Annotated in this window: 19 protein-coding genes; 11 read left to right on the top strand and 8 right to left on the bottom strand. The window is 44.7% G+C overall.

The genetic code is table 11. From position 1 onward, the window contains the following. The first annotated feature begins 233 nt into the window (after nucleotides 1-233). The 5 genes from AB1L08_RS12440 to phoU all read left to right on the top strand — a co-directional run bounded on the left by AB1L08_RS12440 (nucleotide 234) and on the right by phoU (nucleotide 4,620). Nucleotides 234-1,211 carry a PstS family phosphate ABC transporter substrate-binding protein gene (locus tag AB1L08_RS12440; protein ID WP_413064980.1) on the top strand — a complete coding sequence of 326 codons (978 nt, stop codon included), beginning with the start codon at nucleotides 234-236 and terminating at the stop codon, nucleotides 1,209-1,211. A gap of 65 nt (nucleotides 1,212-1,276) precedes the next feature. Beyond that, nucleotides 1,277-2,224 (top strand): phosphate ABC transporter permease subunit PstC, encoded by a 948-nt coding sequence (pstC, locus tag AB1L08_RS12435; RefSeq protein WP_413064979.1) that lies wholly within the window; start codon nucleotides 1,277-1,279, stop codon nucleotides 2,222-2,224. Continuing rightward, on the top strand, nucleotides 2,224-3,102 hold the full coding sequence (gene pstA, locus AB1L08_RS12430; protein WP_413064978.1) for a phosphate ABC transporter permease PstA: 879 nt from the start codon (nucleotides 2,224-2,226) through the stop codon (nucleotides 3,100-3,102). Before pstC ends, pstA begins: the two co-directional genes overlap by 1 nt. Nucleotides 3,103-3,123: 21 nt before the next feature. Further along, entirely contained in the window at nucleotides 3,124-3,945 is an 822-nt protein-coding gene (pstB, locus tag AB1L08_RS12425; RefSeq protein ID WP_413064977.1) for a phosphate ABC transporter ATP-binding protein PstB, read from the top strand. 18 nt (nucleotides 3,946-3,963) lie between these two features. After that, nucleotides 3,964-4,620 (top strand): phosphate signaling complex protein PhoU, encoded by a 657-nt coding sequence (gene phoU, locus AB1L08_RS12420; RefSeq protein ID WP_413064976.1) that lies wholly within the window; start codon nucleotides 3,964-3,966, stop codon nucleotides 4,618-4,620. A gap of 31 nt (nucleotides 4,621-4,651) precedes the next feature. On the opposite strand, the gene pnpS is transcribed toward phoU, so the two are convergent. From pnpS to AB1L08_RS12400, 4 genes are read right to left on the bottom strand one after another with little or no spacing between them, the layout of a single operon-like run. Next, nucleotides 4,652-6,424, bottom strand: a complete 1,773-nt coding sequence (gene pnpS, locus AB1L08_RS12415; protein ID WP_413064975.1) for a two-component system histidine kinase PnpS — start codon at nucleotides 6,422-6,424, stop codon at nucleotides 4,652-4,654. A gap of 3 nt (nucleotides 6,425-6,427) precedes the next feature. Beyond that, complete coding sequence (locus AB1L08_RS12410; RefSeq protein WP_413064974.1) at nucleotides 6,428-7,135, bottom strand: response regulator transcription factor; 708 nt, start codon at nucleotides 7,133-7,135, stop codon at nucleotides 6,428-6,430. 4 nt (nucleotides 7,136-7,139) lie between these two features. Continuing rightward, nucleotides 7,140-9,248 carry a heavy metal translocating P-type ATPase gene (locus tag AB1L08_RS12405; protein WP_413064973.1) on the bottom strand — a complete coding sequence of 703 codons (2,109 nt, stop codon included), beginning with the start codon at nucleotides 9,246-9,248 and terminating at the stop codon, nucleotides 7,140-7,142. Between the two features lie 20 nt (nucleotides 9,249-9,268). After that, a complete protein-coding gene (locus AB1L08_RS12400) occupies nucleotides 9,269-9,571 on the bottom strand; it encodes an ArsR/SmtB family transcription factor (RefSeq protein ID WP_413064972.1) in 303 nt (100 codons plus the stop codon). A gap of 263 nt (nucleotides 9,572-9,834) precedes the next feature. Between AB1L08_RS12400 and AB1L08_RS12395 the strand changes: the two genes are divergently transcribed. Beyond that, nucleotides 9,835-10,074 carry a ferredoxin family protein gene (locus tag AB1L08_RS12395; RefSeq protein ID WP_413064971.1) on the top strand — a complete coding sequence of 80 codons (240 nt, stop codon included), beginning with the start codon at nucleotides 9,835-9,837 and terminating at the stop codon, nucleotides 10,072-10,074. A 292-nt stretch (nucleotides 10,075-10,366) separates the two neighbouring features. Beyond that, complete coding sequence (locus tag AB1L08_RS12390) at nucleotides 10,367-10,567, top strand: cold-shock protein (RefSeq protein WP_413064970.1); 201 nt, start codon at nucleotides 10,367-10,369, stop codon at nucleotides 10,565-10,567. A 391-nt stretch (nucleotides 10,568-10,958) separates the two neighbouring features. Here AB1L08_RS12390 and AB1L08_RS12385 read toward each other — a convergent pair whose 3' ends face one another. Together AB1L08_RS12385 and AB1L08_RS12380 are read right to left on the bottom strand one after the other, a co-directional pair. Then, the gene (locus AB1L08_RS12385; RefSeq protein WP_413064969.1) at nucleotides 10,959-11,300 is read right to left on the bottom strand and encodes a DUF6678 family protein; all 342 of its coding nucleotides are present in this window, start codon (nucleotides 11,298-11,300) and stop codon (nucleotides 10,959-10,961) included. A 33-nt stretch (nucleotides 11,301-11,333) separates the two neighbouring features. Next, nucleotides 11,334-12,266, bottom strand: a complete 933-nt coding sequence (locus AB1L08_RS12380) for a phosphotransferase (protein WP_413064968.1) — start codon at nucleotides 12,264-12,266, stop codon at nucleotides 11,334-11,336. Nucleotides 12,267-12,691: 425 nt separating this feature from the next. Between AB1L08_RS12380 and AB1L08_RS12375 the strand changes: the two genes are divergently transcribed. Next, a complete protein-coding gene (locus AB1L08_RS12375; protein WP_413064967.1) occupies nucleotides 12,692-12,898 on the top strand; it encodes a hypothetical protein in 207 nt (68 codons plus the stop codon). Between the two features lie 36 nt (nucleotides 12,899-12,934). Next, nucleotides 12,935-13,057, top strand: coding sequence for a YjcZ family sporulation protein (locus tag AB1L08_RS12370; protein ID WP_413064966.1), 123 nt, complete (start codon nucleotides 12,935-12,937; stop codon nucleotides 13,055-13,057). 50 nt (nucleotides 13,058-13,107) lie between these two features. Here AB1L08_RS12370 and AB1L08_RS12365 read toward each other — a convergent pair whose 3' ends face one another. Together AB1L08_RS12365 and AB1L08_RS12360 are read right to left on the bottom strand one after the other, a co-directional pair. Next, nucleotides 13,108-14,148, bottom strand: coding sequence for a beta-carotene 15,15'-monooxygenase (locus AB1L08_RS12365; protein ID WP_413064965.1), 1,041 nt, complete (start codon nucleotides 14,146-14,148; stop codon nucleotides 13,108-13,110). A 97-nt stretch (nucleotides 14,149-14,245) separates the two neighbouring features. After that, nucleotides 14,246-14,944: a cytochrome c biogenesis CcdA family protein gene (locus AB1L08_RS12360; RefSeq protein ID WP_413064983.1), complete on the bottom strand. Its 699-nt coding sequence runs from the start codon at nucleotides 14,942-14,944 to the stop codon at nucleotides 14,246-14,248. A 207-nt stretch (nucleotides 14,945-15,151) separates the two neighbouring features. On the opposite strand from AB1L08_RS12360, the gene AB1L08_RS12355 reads away from it, so the two are divergent. Both AB1L08_RS12355 and AB1L08_RS12350 read left to right on the top strand, forming a co-directional pair. Next, nucleotides 15,152-15,877: an ABC transporter ATP-binding protein gene (locus AB1L08_RS12355; protein ID WP_413064964.1), complete on the top strand. Its 726-nt coding sequence runs from the start codon at nucleotides 15,152-15,154 to the stop codon at nucleotides 15,875-15,877. Continuing rightward, nucleotides 15,874-16,629, top strand: a complete 756-nt coding sequence (locus tag AB1L08_RS12350) for an ABC transporter permease (protein WP_413064963.1) — start codon at nucleotides 15,874-15,876, stop codon at nucleotides 16,627-16,629. The genes AB1L08_RS12355 and AB1L08_RS12350 overlap by 4 nt, the downstream gene beginning before the upstream one ends. Nucleotides 16,630-16,674: the final 45 nt, after the last annotated feature.

Below are 16,674 nucleotides of genomic sequence, written 5' to 3'. Positions count from 1 at the left end.
GATGCCACGATACCGGTAAATGATAGAAATGACCGGACCTAGTAAATTGTTTTTTCAACACTAAATAGCGAAGAGCCAGATTTATCCGGCAATCTTCCAATCTAGTTTCCCTTTATCTTATTTTCATAGATTGTTTACAACTCCTTTACATTAGATTAACTGTACATTGATATAGTCCGCTTATGATGGATTTGTAAGATAAACATCACATAAATACAGGGGGAAAATCATTCATGAATTTGAAGCCCGCATTAGCGACACTCACTTTGTCTTTCGGATTGCTGCTCACCGCTTGCGGAAATGGGGACGGCAGCACGTCCAGCCCAAGCAATTCGAATGAAAACAATTCAAGTAACGCTGAACAACTATCCGGCACCGTCGGCATCGACGGCTCATCAACCGTCTTTCCGATCATGGAGGCAGTTTCCGAGGAATATGCTGCCGAGGAGCCGAATGTCAAAGCACCCGTCGGCGTTTCCGGCACCGGCGGCGGATTTAATAAATTCATAGCCGGCGAGACGGACATCAGCAACGCTTCCCGCCCCATAAAAGATGAAGAAGCAAAGAAATTGAAAGAAGCTGGCATTGATTATACTGAATTTAAAATTGCCTATGACGGCCTTTCAGTTGTCGTCAATAAAGATAATGACTTCGTCGACCAATTAACTGTCGAGGAACTGAAAAAAATGTGGCTGGAAAGCGGTAAGGTGAAAACATGGGCCGACGTTCGCGAAGGCTGGCCGAAAGAACCGATCTCCTTCTTCAGCCCCGGAACAGACTCCGGAACGTATGACTATTGGAATGAAGTGATTTTGGAAGACGGGCAGATGAGAAGCGACGCCACTTTATCCGAAGATGACAATGTACTTGTACAAGGTGTAATGGGTGACCCCGGCGCCATTGCATTTTTCGGCTTCGCCTACTACAAGGAGAATCAAGATGATTTGAAAATCGTTCCAATTGTAAACAGCAAAGGCGAAGCCATTACACCAGACCATGACACGATTATGAACGGGGACTACGAGCCTCTTTCCCGGCCGCTGTTCTTCTATGTTAACAATCAATCGATATCCGAAAAGCCGCACGTCCATGATTATGTAAAATTCGCCTTGGAAAATGCCGGCACTTTGGCGGAAGAGGTAGGCTATATAAGCCTTCAGGATCAGGAATACAAAGATGCCCTGGCAAAGTTGGAAGAAATGAAAAAGTAATCCTATAGGTGAGGGGATGTGCATCCCCTCACCTTCACTAATGAATATAGATGAGGAGTTTTCCAATGGAATTGAAAAATCAACATCTCTCCATTGCAAAATTAATTGAAGAAAATAAAAGAAAAAATAAATTGAAACAGGGATTGGCCGAAAAATCCGTACCCATTTTTCTGTTTTTAATGGCCGTTATCTCGATATTAACGACCATTGGCATCATTGCTACACTCCTGTTTGAAACCTACACGTTTTTCAAGCGTGTTGATTTTATACATTTTATTACAAGCAAAGAATGGCTTCCCTTTTTTGAAGCAGACCCGCAGTTTGGCATTATGTCTTTAATATCCGGAACACTGCTCGTTGCCTTGATCGCTGTTGTCGTGGCATTTCCGATTGGACTGGCAACGGCCATTTATTTAAGTGAATATGCAAGCGAACGCGCAAAAAGGATCATTAAGCCGATTTTGGAAGTGCTGGCCGGTATTCCTACCATTGTTTACGGTTTTTTTGCGCTTACATTTGTAACGCCTGTCCTGCAAAAAGTAATCCCTGATCTTCATTTCTTCAATGCTTTAAGTCCGGGAATCGTTATCGGCATCATGATTATCCCATCCATTGCTTCCCTTTCGGAAGATGCCATGTCGGCAGTGCCAAGGTCGATGAGGGAGGGGGCTTTGGCGCTCGGCTCCACTAAGCTTGAAGTGTCTTTGAAAGTCGTGTTGCCCGCTGCATTGTCGGGCATCATTGCCTCCTTTGTCCTCGGGCTTTCCCGGGCAGTTGGAGAAACGATGATTGTAACGATTGCCGGCGGTGCAAAACCGAACCTGACTTTTGATCCAACAGAAACCATACAGACGATGACTGCTTACATTGTTCAGGTGAGCCTCGGAGATGCCGCCTATGGTTCGACGATTTACTACAGCATTTATGCAGTTGGAATGGCGCTCTTTATCTTCACGCTCATCATGAACCTGATTGCTCAATGGATTTCAAGGCGATTTAGGGAGGAATATTAATGGAACTCATCAATAAAGCCCGGGTAAAAAAAAGAATCGGCAGCCGGCTCTTAAAAAATACCTTTTCAAAATGGCTGTTTATGCTGGCTACGTCAATAGGGCTGGTTGTCTTGGCCATCCTCATTTTTCGTATAACCAGTCAAGGCATCCGATATTTGGATTTCGATTTTCTGACGAACTTTGCCTCCCGCAAACCGGAAGAGTCCGGAATAAAGGCCGCCATCTTCGGCACCTTGTGGGTGATGGCGATTACCGGGCCGGTTTCGATTATTTTAGGCGTTGGCTGCGCGATTTATCTGGAGTTATATGCAAAGAGAAATCGATTTACACGTTTTATCCAGGTGAATATATCCAATTTGGCGGGCGTTCCTTCCATCGTCTTCGGGCTTTTGGGCCTGACGGTTTTTGTAAGGATGCTGGAAATGGGCCGAAGTGTCCTTGCCGGCGGTTTGACAATGAGCTTGCTGATCCTTCCTGTCATTGTCGTGGCGTCCCAGGAGGCAATCCGGTCCGTCCCGAAGGATCTTCAAGAAGCTTCCTACGGAATGGGAGCGACGAAATGGCAAACGATTCGCCGCGTCATTTTGCCGGCAGCCATTCCCGGGATCCTGACCGGTTCGATCTTGGCATTATCGCGGGCGGTTGGTGAAACAGCGCCGCTCATCATGATCGGGGCCATGACTTTTATTGCCTTTGTTCCCGAAAACATCTGGTCAGGCTTTACCGTCATGCCGATCCAAATATTCAACTGGACGAGCAGACCGCAAACGGAATTTCATGATGTAGCCGCCGCAGGCATTATTGTCCTTCTGTTCATGCTCATATTGATGAACTCGATTGCCATTATGATCAGAAACAAGTTTTCAAAACGTTATTAAACGAAAAAAGGAGGATTTTTTATGACGGCAATGATTGTAAAGGAAGTACGTGAAGCACAGGAAACAATAACGAAAAGCCGTGTTGAAAAAAAGACCGTTTTTGAAGCAAAAGATTTGAATCTTTGGTACGGAGAAGACCAAGCTTTAAAAAACATCCATATTGCCATAGCCGAAAATAACGTAACCGCCATCATCGGGCCATCCGGCTGCGGCAAGTCCACGTTTGTCAAATCCCTTAATCGCATGGTAGATTTGATTCCTTCCGTAAGAATGACAGGTCAGCTTTTATATAGAGGCGAAAATATATTAGACCGCAAGTACGGAGTAGAGGAGTTAAGAACGAAAGTGGGCATGGTTTTTCAAAAACCGAATCCTTTTCCGAAATCCATTTATGAGAATGTCGTTTACGGGCCCGTTATTCACGGCATTCGGGATAAAAAAATGCTCCGGGAAATAGCAGAAAAAAGCTTAAAAGGTGCGGCGCTTTGGGATGAAGTAAAGAATCGGCTGCATGAAAACGCCTATGGTCTTTCCGGCGGACAGCAGCAGCGGCTTTGCATTGCCAGGTGCCTGGCCGTTGAACCGGATGTGATCTTGATGGATGAACCGACATCAGCGCTTGATCCCATCTCAACAATGAAAGTAGAAGAACTGGTTCAGGAACTCAAGAAAAATTACAGCATTGTCATCGTCACCCACAATATGCAGCAAGCCGCAAGAATCTCTGACAAGACAGCCTTTTTCCTGAGCGGCGAACTGGTGGAATATGATGATACTTCCGTCGTGTTTTCAAACCCTTCCGACCAAAGAACGGAAGATTATATTACCGGCCGCTTCGGTTAAAAAAGGAGGAAATGCAATATGCTCAGATCCCAATTTGAAGAGCAGCTAAGAGAACTGCACCAACAGCTCCTGACGATGGGCATCATGGTGGAAGAGGCTGTCCACAAATCCGTCAAATCACTCGTCCATAAAGATATCCGGCTCGCAGAAGCCGTCATTTCGGGCGACAAAATGATCAACGATGCCGAAATCACCATCGAAAAAGCATGCTTTTCCCTGATCGCGCTCCAGCAGCCTGTCAGCAGCGACTTGAGGAGAATTGCCATGACGCTGAAAGTGGCCACAGACTTGGAAAGAATGGGGGACCACGCGGTCAGCATCGCCAAAGCTACGATTCAATTAAAAGATGAAATCTATGCGAAACCGTTGGTGGATATCCCGTTGATGGCCGGGCTTGTACAAAAAATGCTCCGTGATACGCTTGATGCGTACATCGAAATGAACAAAGAAGAAGCCATTGTTATTTCCAAACGGGATGATGAAATTGATGCTTATTTTAAACAGATTTTTCTTGATCTGATCGAGTTAATGAAAAGCGACAAAGCATCGATCAGCCAATCATCACACTTATTGCTCGTCGCGCAGTATTTGGAAAGAATCGGTGATTATACGACAAACATTTGCGAGTGGATCGTTTATATGGCCTCCGGGAAAATGATCGAACTGAATAATTAATGTTAAAAGCCCCGATCCTGGATCGGGGCTTTTAACCGCTTGATTGTTTTTTTGGCAGTGTAACGGTAAAAATGGTTCCTTTTCCTTCTTCGCTTTCCACTTTGATGGAACCATGGTGTGATTCCACCAAATGTTTCACGATGGCAAGACCGAGTCCCGTCCCGCCGGAATCCCGCGATCTCGCTTTGTCAACTCGATAAAAGCGCTCAAAGATACGCGGAAGATCCTCTTTGGAAATCCCGATGCCGTTATCCTGGACGCGGATGTCCACTTCGTCTTCCCTATCCGTAACGGAAACGGCGATTTTTCCGCCTTCGGGTGTGTAGACGACCGAGTTGGAGACGAGATTCAAAATAATTTGTTGGATCCGGTCTTTTTCTCCTTCGACCCACACATTCTTGTGATCCGGCATCTCAAGCTCCAGTCCTTTTTTCTTCACCTGCTTTCGAATCGTTTCAGCAACATTATAGACCACTTCGGTTACATTCACTTTTTCAATCTTGAGTGTGACAATATGCTGCTCGATCTTGGAAAGGTGTAAAATGTCATTGATGAGCCTGTGCAGTCTTTCACTTTCTTTATGGATAATATTCAGGAATTTGTAGAGAAGCTCCTCGTCTTCCATTGCCCCGTCGAGCAAGGTTTCCGCAAACCCTTTAACAGAAGTGATTGGAGTCTTTAGCTCATGGGAAACATTTGCCACAAATTCGCTCCTCATTTTTTCAAGCCGCCGGATGTCCGTAATATCATGCAGAACGGCAACGATGCCTTTTAATTCGCCCTTTTTTCCGACATAAGGGGCCAGGTGGACATCAAGGATCCGTTCATCCGGAAAATAAAATTGAATTTCATCCCTGATTTCCTTGCCTTCCCGGAGGCATTGATCAATCAGGCGGCTTAACCCCGCACTTTTGCCGGCCTCTACGTGCAGCTTGCCTTTTAACAACCGGGGTTCAATCCCGAGAATGGCCCCCATGGCCCGGTTGGCAAGCAAGATTTTCCCATCCTTATCAACGAGCAGTACACCGCTTTTCATATTGCTCAAAACGCCCGTCAGTTGCTGTTCATTTTCCTGAATTTGTTCCATCTGGCTTTTCAGGCTGGCTGCCAATACGTTTATGGCGTTGGCAAGCTGCCCCAGCTCTCCTTTTGACTGCAGCCTCACCCTCGCAGAATAATCTTTGTCCTTTAACCTTTCGGAAACCGAAATCATTTCTCCAATCGGCATTGCAATTCCCTTGGCTAGGCTCATTCCGACAATCGCCGTTAAAAGCAGGGCGGTAAAAAGAACAATCGTCAGAGTGGCTCTCAGGTGCTTAATGGCCTCCTCGACTTTTTCCAATGATAGCGCGGTGCGGACAACGCCTGTCACTTCACCTTTTTCGCTGATTGGCACTGTAACATACATCATGCTGTAACCCAATGTTTCGCTGTAACGAATGGCAAGCCCTGAATCTTTTCCCCCTTTAATGACTTGGCCAACCTCCGGCCTGTCGGCGTGGTTTTCCATAACGGCAGGATCGTCTTCTGAATCGGCCAGTACATGTCCGTCCCGGTCGATTACTGTAATTCTTGAAGTGATTGTTTTTGAAAGATCGGCTACCTTATTTTGCAGCCCTGCTTCGCCATCAACGCGGATATCAATGGCCTTCAGCGCCAACTGGGCCATTTGATATAACTGGTCCTTTTTTAAATCCATGTATGTTTCTTTTACTTTATCGGCGATAAAAAAGCCGGAAACAAGCAGAGAGACAGACATGATGACAAGAAAAGAAAAAGTAATTTTTAACCACAATTTTTGCATCGTTTATGGTCTCTCCAACTTGTAGCCAAAACCACGGACTGTTTTGATATACTGCGGCTTGCGCGTATCAGCTTCGATTTTTTCCCGCAAATTGCTTATATGTACATCGACAATTCGGGAGTCGCCCACAAAATCATAATTCCAGACGGCATCCAAAAGCTGTGTACGATTGAGGACTTTTCCTTCATTTTCGGCAAGATATGCCAACAGCTCAAACTCTTTTGGCGTCAGTTCGAGTTTTTCACCGCGCATAAGGGCTTCGTACCTTTCGGGAAAAATCGAAAGCTCACCGATTTCGTACTTTTGTTTATCCCTCTGCTGAAGGAGGGAAGTTGTTTCTTCGGCCATCTTTGAGCGGCGCAAAATAGCCTTGACCCGCGCTACAACTTCACGCGGGCTGAAAGGCTTTGTCAAATAGTCATCCGCACCAAGCTCCAGCCCCAATACTTTGTCGAATTCATCGTCCCGGGCAGTGAGCATCAATATAGGCGTATTGATTTTTTCCAGGCGCAGCGTTTTGCAAATATCCATGCCATCGATTCCAGGCAGCATTAAATCAAGGACGATGAGGTCAAAATGTTCCTCCATCGCTTTTTTTAATCCCGTTTCGCCGTTACCGGCAGTCGTTACAGAAAATCCGGCTTTTTCCAAATTATATTGAAGAAGTGTAACGATCGATGGTTCATCATCTACGACTAGTACTCGCTCCAATGGTTTATCCTCCTTGTTTTTGCATGCCGGCTCCGCTTTTGTCAATCAATACTGTCAGGCTGATCAATGTGACGAGTATGGTTGCTCCCATATCCGACAAAATGGCGATCCAAAGCGTCAATAGCCCCGGAATTGTCAGCAATAACGCCAAGATTTTCAATCCCAAAGCAAGAGCAATGTTTATTTTAATAATATGATTGACTCTCCTGGCGATTTTAATGCCGCTCGGCAATTTTCCGAGATGGTCCTGCATGAGGACGATGTCCGCTGTTTCAATTGCACTGTCCGTCCCTTTGCCCATCGCAATCCCAATATCCGCAACCGCAAGAGCAGGAGCATCATTTATCCCGTCTCCAACCATCGCTGTCTTCCCTTTTTGAATGAACTCTTTCATTTTGTTCACTTTCATTTGTGGAAGAAGATCGGCGTAACATCTTGTCAAACCGACTGCAGAAGCCACCTTTTGGGCTGTTTTTTCATGGTCGCCTGTCAGCATGACCGTATTTTTGATGCCTGCTTTATATAGTTGGGCAACGACGTCCTTGCTTTCAGGCCGAATTTCATCGGAAATGCCGAACAATCCCAAAATCTGTTCGTCATCTGACACAACAACAAGCGTGTAGCCTTCTTCTTTTAAACGGTTGATGTCGCTTTGGATTTGCGGCGGAATGCCGGAAGACGGAAAGCTCGTTTCATTTCCAATCTTATACGTCTTTCCGGAAATGTCCGCCTCGACTCCCTGCCCGGCAATCGTTTTTAGGTCGGCGGGTTCTTCCAGTGGAACAGAATGTTGTTCCACCTTCTCCATTATAGCTTTTGCAATCGGATGGGAGGAGGACTTTTCGATCGATCCGGCTATTCTTAACAATTTCTTTACATTCGTATAGGCAATCATCTCTTCTACATGAGGTTCCCCTTTTGTCAATGTTCCGGTTTTATCAAAGACAACCGTTTCAATATGCCCAAGCTGTTCCAAAAACACGCCGCCTTTAATGAGAATCCCGTTTCTTGCATTGCGGGTAATGCCGGAAATGATGGCGATCGGCGATGAAATAATCAATGCACACGGACAGCCGACAATCAATACGGCCAACCCCTGATAAAATGAATTGCCCCAATCCCCTCCGAAAAGCGGGGGCACAATCATGACAATAAGTGCGATCACCATAATAAGCGGAGTATAATACTTCGCGAATTTGTTGATAAATTGTTCCGTCGGTGTTTTTGTTTCCTGTGCCTCTTCAACAAGATGCAAAATTTTTGCAAGGGAAGAATCTTCGTAAGATTTTGTAATTCTTACTTTCAAAACTCCCTCATGATTAATGCTTCCTCCGTAAACGGTTTGACCGGGTATTTTTTCAACCGGCATCGATTCACCTGTAATGGCGGCTTCATTTACGGAGCTCCTTCCTTCCGATACAACCCCGTCGGAAGGAATTTTTTCACCCGATTTTACGAGCACCATATCGCCAGATTTCCAATCGGCGATGGGAATGGTCCTTTCTTCTTCTCCGGCAAGCAGCGTTGCTTCTTTCGGCGCCACCTTTAACAGCGTCTCCATCGACTTGCGCGCCTTTTCCATCCCGAGCCCTTCCAAGTATTCATTGATGCCAAAAAGAATCGCAACAAGCGTTCCCTCTTTCCATTCACCGATACCAAAGGCGCCGATCAGGGCGATCGTCATGAGCGTATCAATATTAAATTTGAATACTGCAAGGTTTTTCAGGCCTTTTAAAAACGTGGTGTATCCGCTGATTGCTGCTGCCGCAATGTAAATGGATGCCGCTATAACCACGGGGATTTGTTTTTCCAAGATGATGGCAATTACGAATAAAGCCGTTGACAATCCAATTAAGTAAAGAAGCTTCCGGCCATTTCCATGGTCATGTTCCAGATGTTCGCCCCCGTCATCCTCTGTTTCATGGACAATCGCGGCGCCGTCGCCCGCCAAAATTTTTTCCACTTTATGCAAGGCAATCTCGTCGGAAACGATCAGTTTACTTGAGTTGAACAATACTTTCGCATCTTCACCGTGATTCAATTTTTGAATTTCCTGTTCCATCTCCCTGGCACAATTCGCACAGGAAAGTCCTTTAAGGCGATACTCGGCCATTGATATAACCTCCGTCACAATTAATGCCTTGCATGGTCAATGGTTTGTTCCAATATATTCATGACATGTTCATCATCATGTGAATAATACATGCTCGTTCCTTCCCTTCTATATTTAACGAGCCGCAAATTTTTTAAAAATCGAAGCTGATGGGATACTGTTGACTGTTGCAGTTGAAGTGTTTCAGCAATTTGGTTTACCGAACATTCCCCTTCCGACAACAGGTGCAAAATGCGGATTCGGGTCGGATCCGCCAGTGCCTTGAAGGTTTGGGAAACAATAAATAACGTTTCTTTATCCAGTTCATCATGCTTACGTTCCATTTTCAACACACTCACTTTTTATATGATCATATGTTCATATATTGATTTTAATATATTCATATTCCATTTGCAACCATTCTGATAAAAGGCTTCTTTTAAAATTTGACAAAATATTGTCCAACTACTTATTGGCAATTCATCCCGATTCATTGAAAACAAGCTGCATGTTTGCTATATTAGCATTAGTTTCATTTTCTTTGCTGTTTGAACTGCACAAGCTGCGAACGATTTTATATACATTAAATAAAAGGGTGGGTTATGGAATGTCATATGTAATTACATCTCCTTGCGAAGGCGAAAAATTCGGCGAATGCGTAGACGTTTGTCCGGTCGATTGTATAGAAGAAGGGGAAAACATGTTTTATATTGATCCCGACATTTGCATCGACTGCGGTGCATGCCAGGCCGTTTGTCCCGTGGAAGCCATTTATCACGAAGAAGAACTGCTTCCGGAAGACCAAATTTATTTGGAAAAAGCGAAGGAATTTTACGCATCAAAATAAGGGACTTCTCATAAAAAGGGGGAGATAAACGATTCGTTTTCTCCACCTTTTTTGATTTTTGGGCCTCATTCTGAAAGCAGCCGGCAGATACCTTTATCCTCTTGCGCAAAGGCTGGTTGGCAAGAAACGGATAACGGCCAAAAAATTTGCTATTTTAAGACATATCTGTTACTCTTAAGAGGAGTTATTTTTGCTCTTTCAGATTGAGAAGTGATAGTTGATTTTCGTCTAAGGTATTTGAGCAAGGATAGTAACACATTGTGCGGATCACCGCACCAGGAGGCAACAAATGATGGAACAAGGTACAGTTAAGTGGTTTAATGCAGACAAAGGTTTTGGATTCATCGAGCGTGAAGCAGGAGAAGATGTATTCGTTCACTTCTCGGCGATTCAAGGTGAAGGTTTCAAATCTTTAGACGAAGGTCAAAGGGTAACTTTTGATGTTGGACAAGGACAACGCGGTCCACAAGCTGCAAACGTTCAAAAGGCATAATGAAAGCCAATGACAGCCCCTGAAAGCAGGGGCTGTTTTTTTTTACAGGTTAAAGAAGGTATATAAAATTAGAACAAGTTATCCTTAGAGTATATGCTTTGTCCAGCTTCAACGACCAGGACATGGCCCATTAAGGCGGCCAGCGCCCAAGCGGCTAGCAAACTCCTTGTACGTCGCTAAACGGGTGCTTGCGCTTTTCTAATAAAGTTGCTCATTTGGTCCGGTTTTGCGATTCTCAATGCTTAGAGCCACGGATATACTCCCAATGACCATGATGGCAGCGGCGGTGGGCCTGCATCATTTTTGTCCCCTTGACTGTTCCGATTAAAATACTAACTAATCTCCCCAACAGGAGCCGCATGGCTCACGGACGGAAATTGCATTGCCGGTTTTATATATAATCGACATATGTTCCCGTTTTTACATGGCCATATATTTTGATGGAGCCGCTTAATATTTCACCGGGTACATGAATTTGCTGTAAAACATTTACTAATTCCTTTTTTATCTCTTCGTCTTCACATTGTATTTCCAACCATTCAATCGTTTTAAAACTAGTCTTATCCCCATTTATTTTAAAATGATAGAACCAGTCCCCATCCCAATCACTTATGTAACCTGTTTCGATATCCTTTGTTCTCCACATGTTTTGCTTCGGGAAATCCAACATGGCCCGTCTAATTTCTTCCCATTTTGTATGATTCATTACACGCCGGTATTCAGGTTCATCCACTATAACCACTCCTGGGTGAATCCGAGAGGCGCATTACGTGGCTGCCTCCCGGTATGTTTGATGAAAGTAGGAAATGTTTTTAACCGCTCTCTCAAAACGCTCCAAACCATACGACCCGAAATCGTCACCTTTTGCCTCTTTAAACAGCGTCCAGATGCTCCAAAGGAAGTCCTGGAAAATTTTTTGCAGCAAAATCCGCTCTCTTTCTCTTGGAGTGATTTGATTTTTAAAATAGTGGCGGAAAAACAGCTCCTCCTCCGCAGTTGAAAAATCGGCTTCAAGCACATGCGTGGCAATATCCCACATCGGGTCGAACATGCCGCTGTATTCCCAGTCAATCAGATAAATGTTTCCGTCCCCGCCCTCAATCATATTTTCATATAATGCATCTATATGGCAAGGGACCATGTTTATCTGCATCGATTTATAATATTGTGCAAGCAGCGAAACTTCTTTTTTTACGCTTTTATACCCTGCATAAAATGCGCAATCCTCTTTTAGGGCAAGGCTCTCATACTCCTTCATCAGTCGAAACGGGTCAAACCGGTTTTTTAATGGCATGGGAGATTGATGGAGCTTTCGCAGCAATGCCGTGACTTTCTTCATAACAGCCTCATTTTTCACATCTTCGGCCGTAAGCGTCCTCGCACCGGGAATCATGCGGGTTATTTTTATGCCGGAAGCAACATCAAAATAGACATGTTCCGGATTTATCCCGAGTTGAACGCCCACCTCAAGATTTTCTTTTTCCTGTCTGCGGTCAATAAAATCCGCTGTCCCCCTTCCCGGAATCCGGACAATGTAATCTTCCGATTGGAGCTTGACATGAAAATTTTCGTTCGTCATGCCGCCGCAAGGGGTTACACGGTAAATGGATGATCCATCCACACATAAAACGTCCGAAACGAGTTTTCTCACTTGTTCTATTTTTTGATCCCTGCCTTTACCTTGTTCCAACCATGTCATCACTCATCCCCCCAAACAAGTTCTTTTGTTGGATCACCTTTCGTTTCTGTTTAAAATATAAAAATAAGCACTGTGGCCATTTCCGGCACCCAGGCGTAAAATTGGCCTTCTACATCATGCTGGTTGTTTATATCAATATTAATGAAAGGGCTTACATTTTTTCGGCGCGCAGGAGGCCCTTTTTTTCATGCAAAAAGAAAGCGGATTAATATCATATTACCGTATTTGTATATTCATACTCAAAGCTTTTGCTTATGGGAACGACGGACCTGACATTTTTTCATGATGGCAAAAAAGGATGGAGGTCAAAGTTCTGTTAAATTTTCCTGGTAATTTTTCTGGTGTTTCCTCTTTTGCCTATACACAAATATCCATGTTGAATAAGATAACAAAGAACCGTTACCCATAGGGAGAGGAGGATAGCGATGTCTAACCAAAAGAAAGAAAAAGTCATTCACGTGGATAATTTGGTTATTCACGCGAAAAAGGTGGAGTTTGTCCATGAGCAGCCTCACATGGACAGGGAGGAACCAAGGAGGGACCCCTGGGCATTTTTTTGGGGGAGACCACGGGAAGCCGCAGTAGAAGAAGAAAAACTGGAAAACGAAAGCAGCGAAAGCAGCAGTGAATAAGGATTCAAAAGCCAATGGGAAAGGAGTGTGTTGCTAATGTTCGGTTATGGCAATCCGGGCTTCTGTGGTGCCGGATATGGCGGCTACGCCGGCGGATTCGCGTTGATCGTCGTATTGTTTATCCTGCTTGTCATTATTGGCGCTGTATGTTACTGGTAAATGTACTCATAAAAGAGCCGTCATAAATAAAGACAGACGGCTCTTTATTTTTATGAAAAAAGCGACTTAAAGCGTTCCGGTTCATCCAGGCGGATTGCCGCTTGCGTGTATGATTTTTTGAATCCATAAAACAGCGATGCCTCCAGCGGCTTTGCAAATTCAACAATGCAATTGGGCGGTACGTGTTCAAAATCCTTGGCAATGAAGATAATCGTCTCTTTTGATTTCATGTTGAATTCGGCCGCTTCTTTCCCCCATCGGATCCTTTCAATCTCTTTAAGAGGAATGATCATTCGCTTCCCCAGCCCCAAAGATACAAATATCTGCTCATTTTTCACCGATAAGGGATTTAACCGTACCGCCTGAATTTCGCCGATAAAATAAATGACTGTGTATATATTAAGAACCAGCAGCAAAAGAGAGAGGATGGGAGATACTTCATGGATCAGCCAGTGAATCCCTACCGTTTCAATTGCCACAGCGTGAATCAGCATGATGTAAAATGCAATCAAACTTGATTTTTGATGCAGAGAAAAATAGTTCCTGCCAACAGGCGCCTTCTTTTTCCACGAGGCGAATGCATAGTAGAACATCACCATTTCATAAGCCAAAAGCCTAAGCAGCATATGGGTGCCCACACGCTTCTCGACGGCTGCCGGAAATGAGTACAACGGGCTATTGCCATGTGCTTTGATCCACCGGATAATGCCCGGAAGCCTCCAGGCCAGCAAAACGACCAAGCCCAGTTCAGCCAATACGATAATGGCCTCCAGGCCAATTGCAGCAAAGGGCATGTAAGCAAATGGCTCGAAATAGGCGCTTGGTATCAGGAATCGCGCAAACACAAGCCCACTCACCATCCAGGCAATAAATGATTTAACCTTAATCTTTTTCCCCCGCTTCAAAGACAGAACAAGCAATGGAGCAACAATCGCCAAATCAATGAGCGACCCGATGACGACCCAATCGGCATCCGCGGGGAGAACCAACGGGGTAAGCGGGGAACGATATATGAGTGTATTGGCGCCAAGGACGAGAAATAGCAGAAAAAGCAAGATGTAAAACCGATGGTCTCTCTGAACAGCCGTCATGAAAAGGCCCCCTCGTTTTTCTTTTATCGTACCATAGAAAAAGCCCTGCCAATATGCAGGACCGACATTCGTTATTAAAAATTATGTGACATGGTTCCTAAAATCCCTTAAAGTCCCCGAAGAGAGGCTGCAGTAAAGAAATAATCAACGTCATCCAGTCAAAAAACAAAATGATTCCTACGATGACCATCAAAATGCCGCCAATCTTCATAAAACGCTGCCCGTGTTTTTTCAGGAATGTCATTTTATCCATAAACAGGGACATCACAATAAACGGAATGGAAAATCCGATTACATATCCTCCCATATAAAGGAGCCCTTTTCCGGGATCATTGGCAACAAGGGTAATGACCCCTGCTAAAATAGGCCCCGTGCACGGCGTCCAGCCGGCAGCAAAAGCAATCCCGATCAAAACAGATCCCAAATAGCCTGCCGGCCTGTTTTGAAATTGAATTTTCTTGTCCATATTCAAGAAGTTAAAATTCAACACATCAGCCAATACCAAGCCAAAAAATACAAGTACAATCGCGCCCACTTGTCTGATAAGGTCCTGATATCGGACAAAAATATCCTTCAATATCGTTGAAGAGAATCCAAGCACCAAAAAGATGATGGAAAAACCGAGCAAGAACAACAGTGTATGAATAAATGCTTTTTTCCTGAATATCCCCCTCTCCGACTTCAGCTCACTGACCGACATCCCGGTTATATAGGAAAGAAATGCCGGATACAAAGGGAGGGAACATGGCGAAATAAAAGATAGAAAGCCTGCACCGAACGCAAGAAAAAAGTTCATTTGTTGCACATTGATCACCCGCCTCTTTCTTTATCTTATACATCAACCTTATCAAATACAATTGTCTTAATTGTGAAGAATCTGTGCACTATTGCACTATTAACAAAAATGTCATATATGGATCATTCTGATTGAGGTTCCTTCGCAACTCCTGTACGATTATTCCATAACGATTCGCCCAGGGAAAGGAAGTGCGATAAACGATCCATGGAATTTAATCCCGCCATTCATTTCCGCCGTGTTTCTTACTCCATCGGCGATGCCGCTATTTTAAAAGAAGTGACCGGTTCCATTCCCGACGGTAAAATTACCACTTTGGCCGGACCTTCCGGGGCCGGAAAGACAACGCTTCTGAAACTGTGCAACGGCCTCATTTCCCCCACATCCGGAGATATATTCATTCAGGGCAAACATGTAAACGAATATAAACCCGCTGAACTTCGGCGAATGGCCGGCATCGCCCTGCAGAATGCACCGATGATAAAAGGGACGGTTTACGATAATTTGGCGTTGCCATTGAAATTGGCCGGAAAAAACCTCTTGGAAAAAGACGCTTCCGCTTTTTTGGAGGACGTCGGTTTGGATAAGTCTTTTTTACACAGGGACAGCAGAAACCTTTCGGGAGGACAGCGCCAAAAAGTTTCGATCGCAAGAACGCTTGTCAATCGCCCTCGTATTTTATTACTGGATGAAATTACCGCTTCGCTGGATCCTGCTTCTTCCAAGGAAATTGAAGAGTTAATATTAAAAATCAATCATACGTACGGTGTTACGATGATTTGGATTACCCACCATTTAAGGCAGGCAAGAACAATCGGGCATTATACATGGGTCATGATGAACGGGCGCCTCGCAGAAGCGGGAGAAAGCAGCCTGCTTGAATCACCGATAACAGATGAAGTGAAGCGCTTTGTGGAAGGGGGATTTTCATGAGCTACACCGCTTTGGCTTTAACCCTCATATTTGTGCTCATTCCGCTCCTATTGTCAAAAACACTGCGCTTGGGGCTTGAAAAGGATACGATTGTGGCAACCGTCAGGTCGATCATCCAGCTATTGGCCGTCGGATATTTATTGCAATTCGTTTTTGATTCGGAACATGGTATTTATATTGTGTTGATGATTTTGCTGATGATCGGGGCGGCGGTGGAAAACGTGCGTAAAAAAGGACTTTTTATAAAAGGGATTACGTGGAAAGTGGCCGTTACAATCGTATGTATTGAACTGCTTACGCAAGGAATTTTACTCGGCCTTGGCATCACGCCGCCAACCGCACAGTACATTATCCCGCTCAGCGGTATGGTAATCGGAAATGCCATGGTGCTTTCCATTCTTTTCTTAAACAGGTTCATTTCCGAAGTGGAAGCCCACGAAGACGAGGCCGAATTGATTCTGTCTCTTGGCGGCACCCCCAAGCAAGCCATTCATTCCCAGCTGATCTCTTCGATTAAGGCAAGCATGATTCCCACGATTGAAAGCCAGAAAACGATGGGGCTTGTCCAGCTGCCGGGAATGATGAGCGGGCAGATCATCGCAGGTGCTGACCCGCTTAAAGCCGTCATGTTCCAATTGCTCGTCCTTTTTCTTTTATTAACGGCTGCGGCTGTCTCGGGCATTATGCTGGGGTTTTTATCTTATCCCTCCTTGTTTAACGACCGCTTGCAGCTCATCCGTTTCAAACAATAAATCCAGCCTGCTGTCTTTATTTGACTGCAGGCTAAACGGGAAAAC

Source organism: Siminovitchia jepli, assembly GCF_047228825.1.
Classification (GTDB): Bacteria; Bacillota; Bacilli; order Bacillales; family Bacillaceae_C; genus Siminovitchia.
This window is presented reverse-complemented; position numbering and strand designations above follow the sequence as displayed.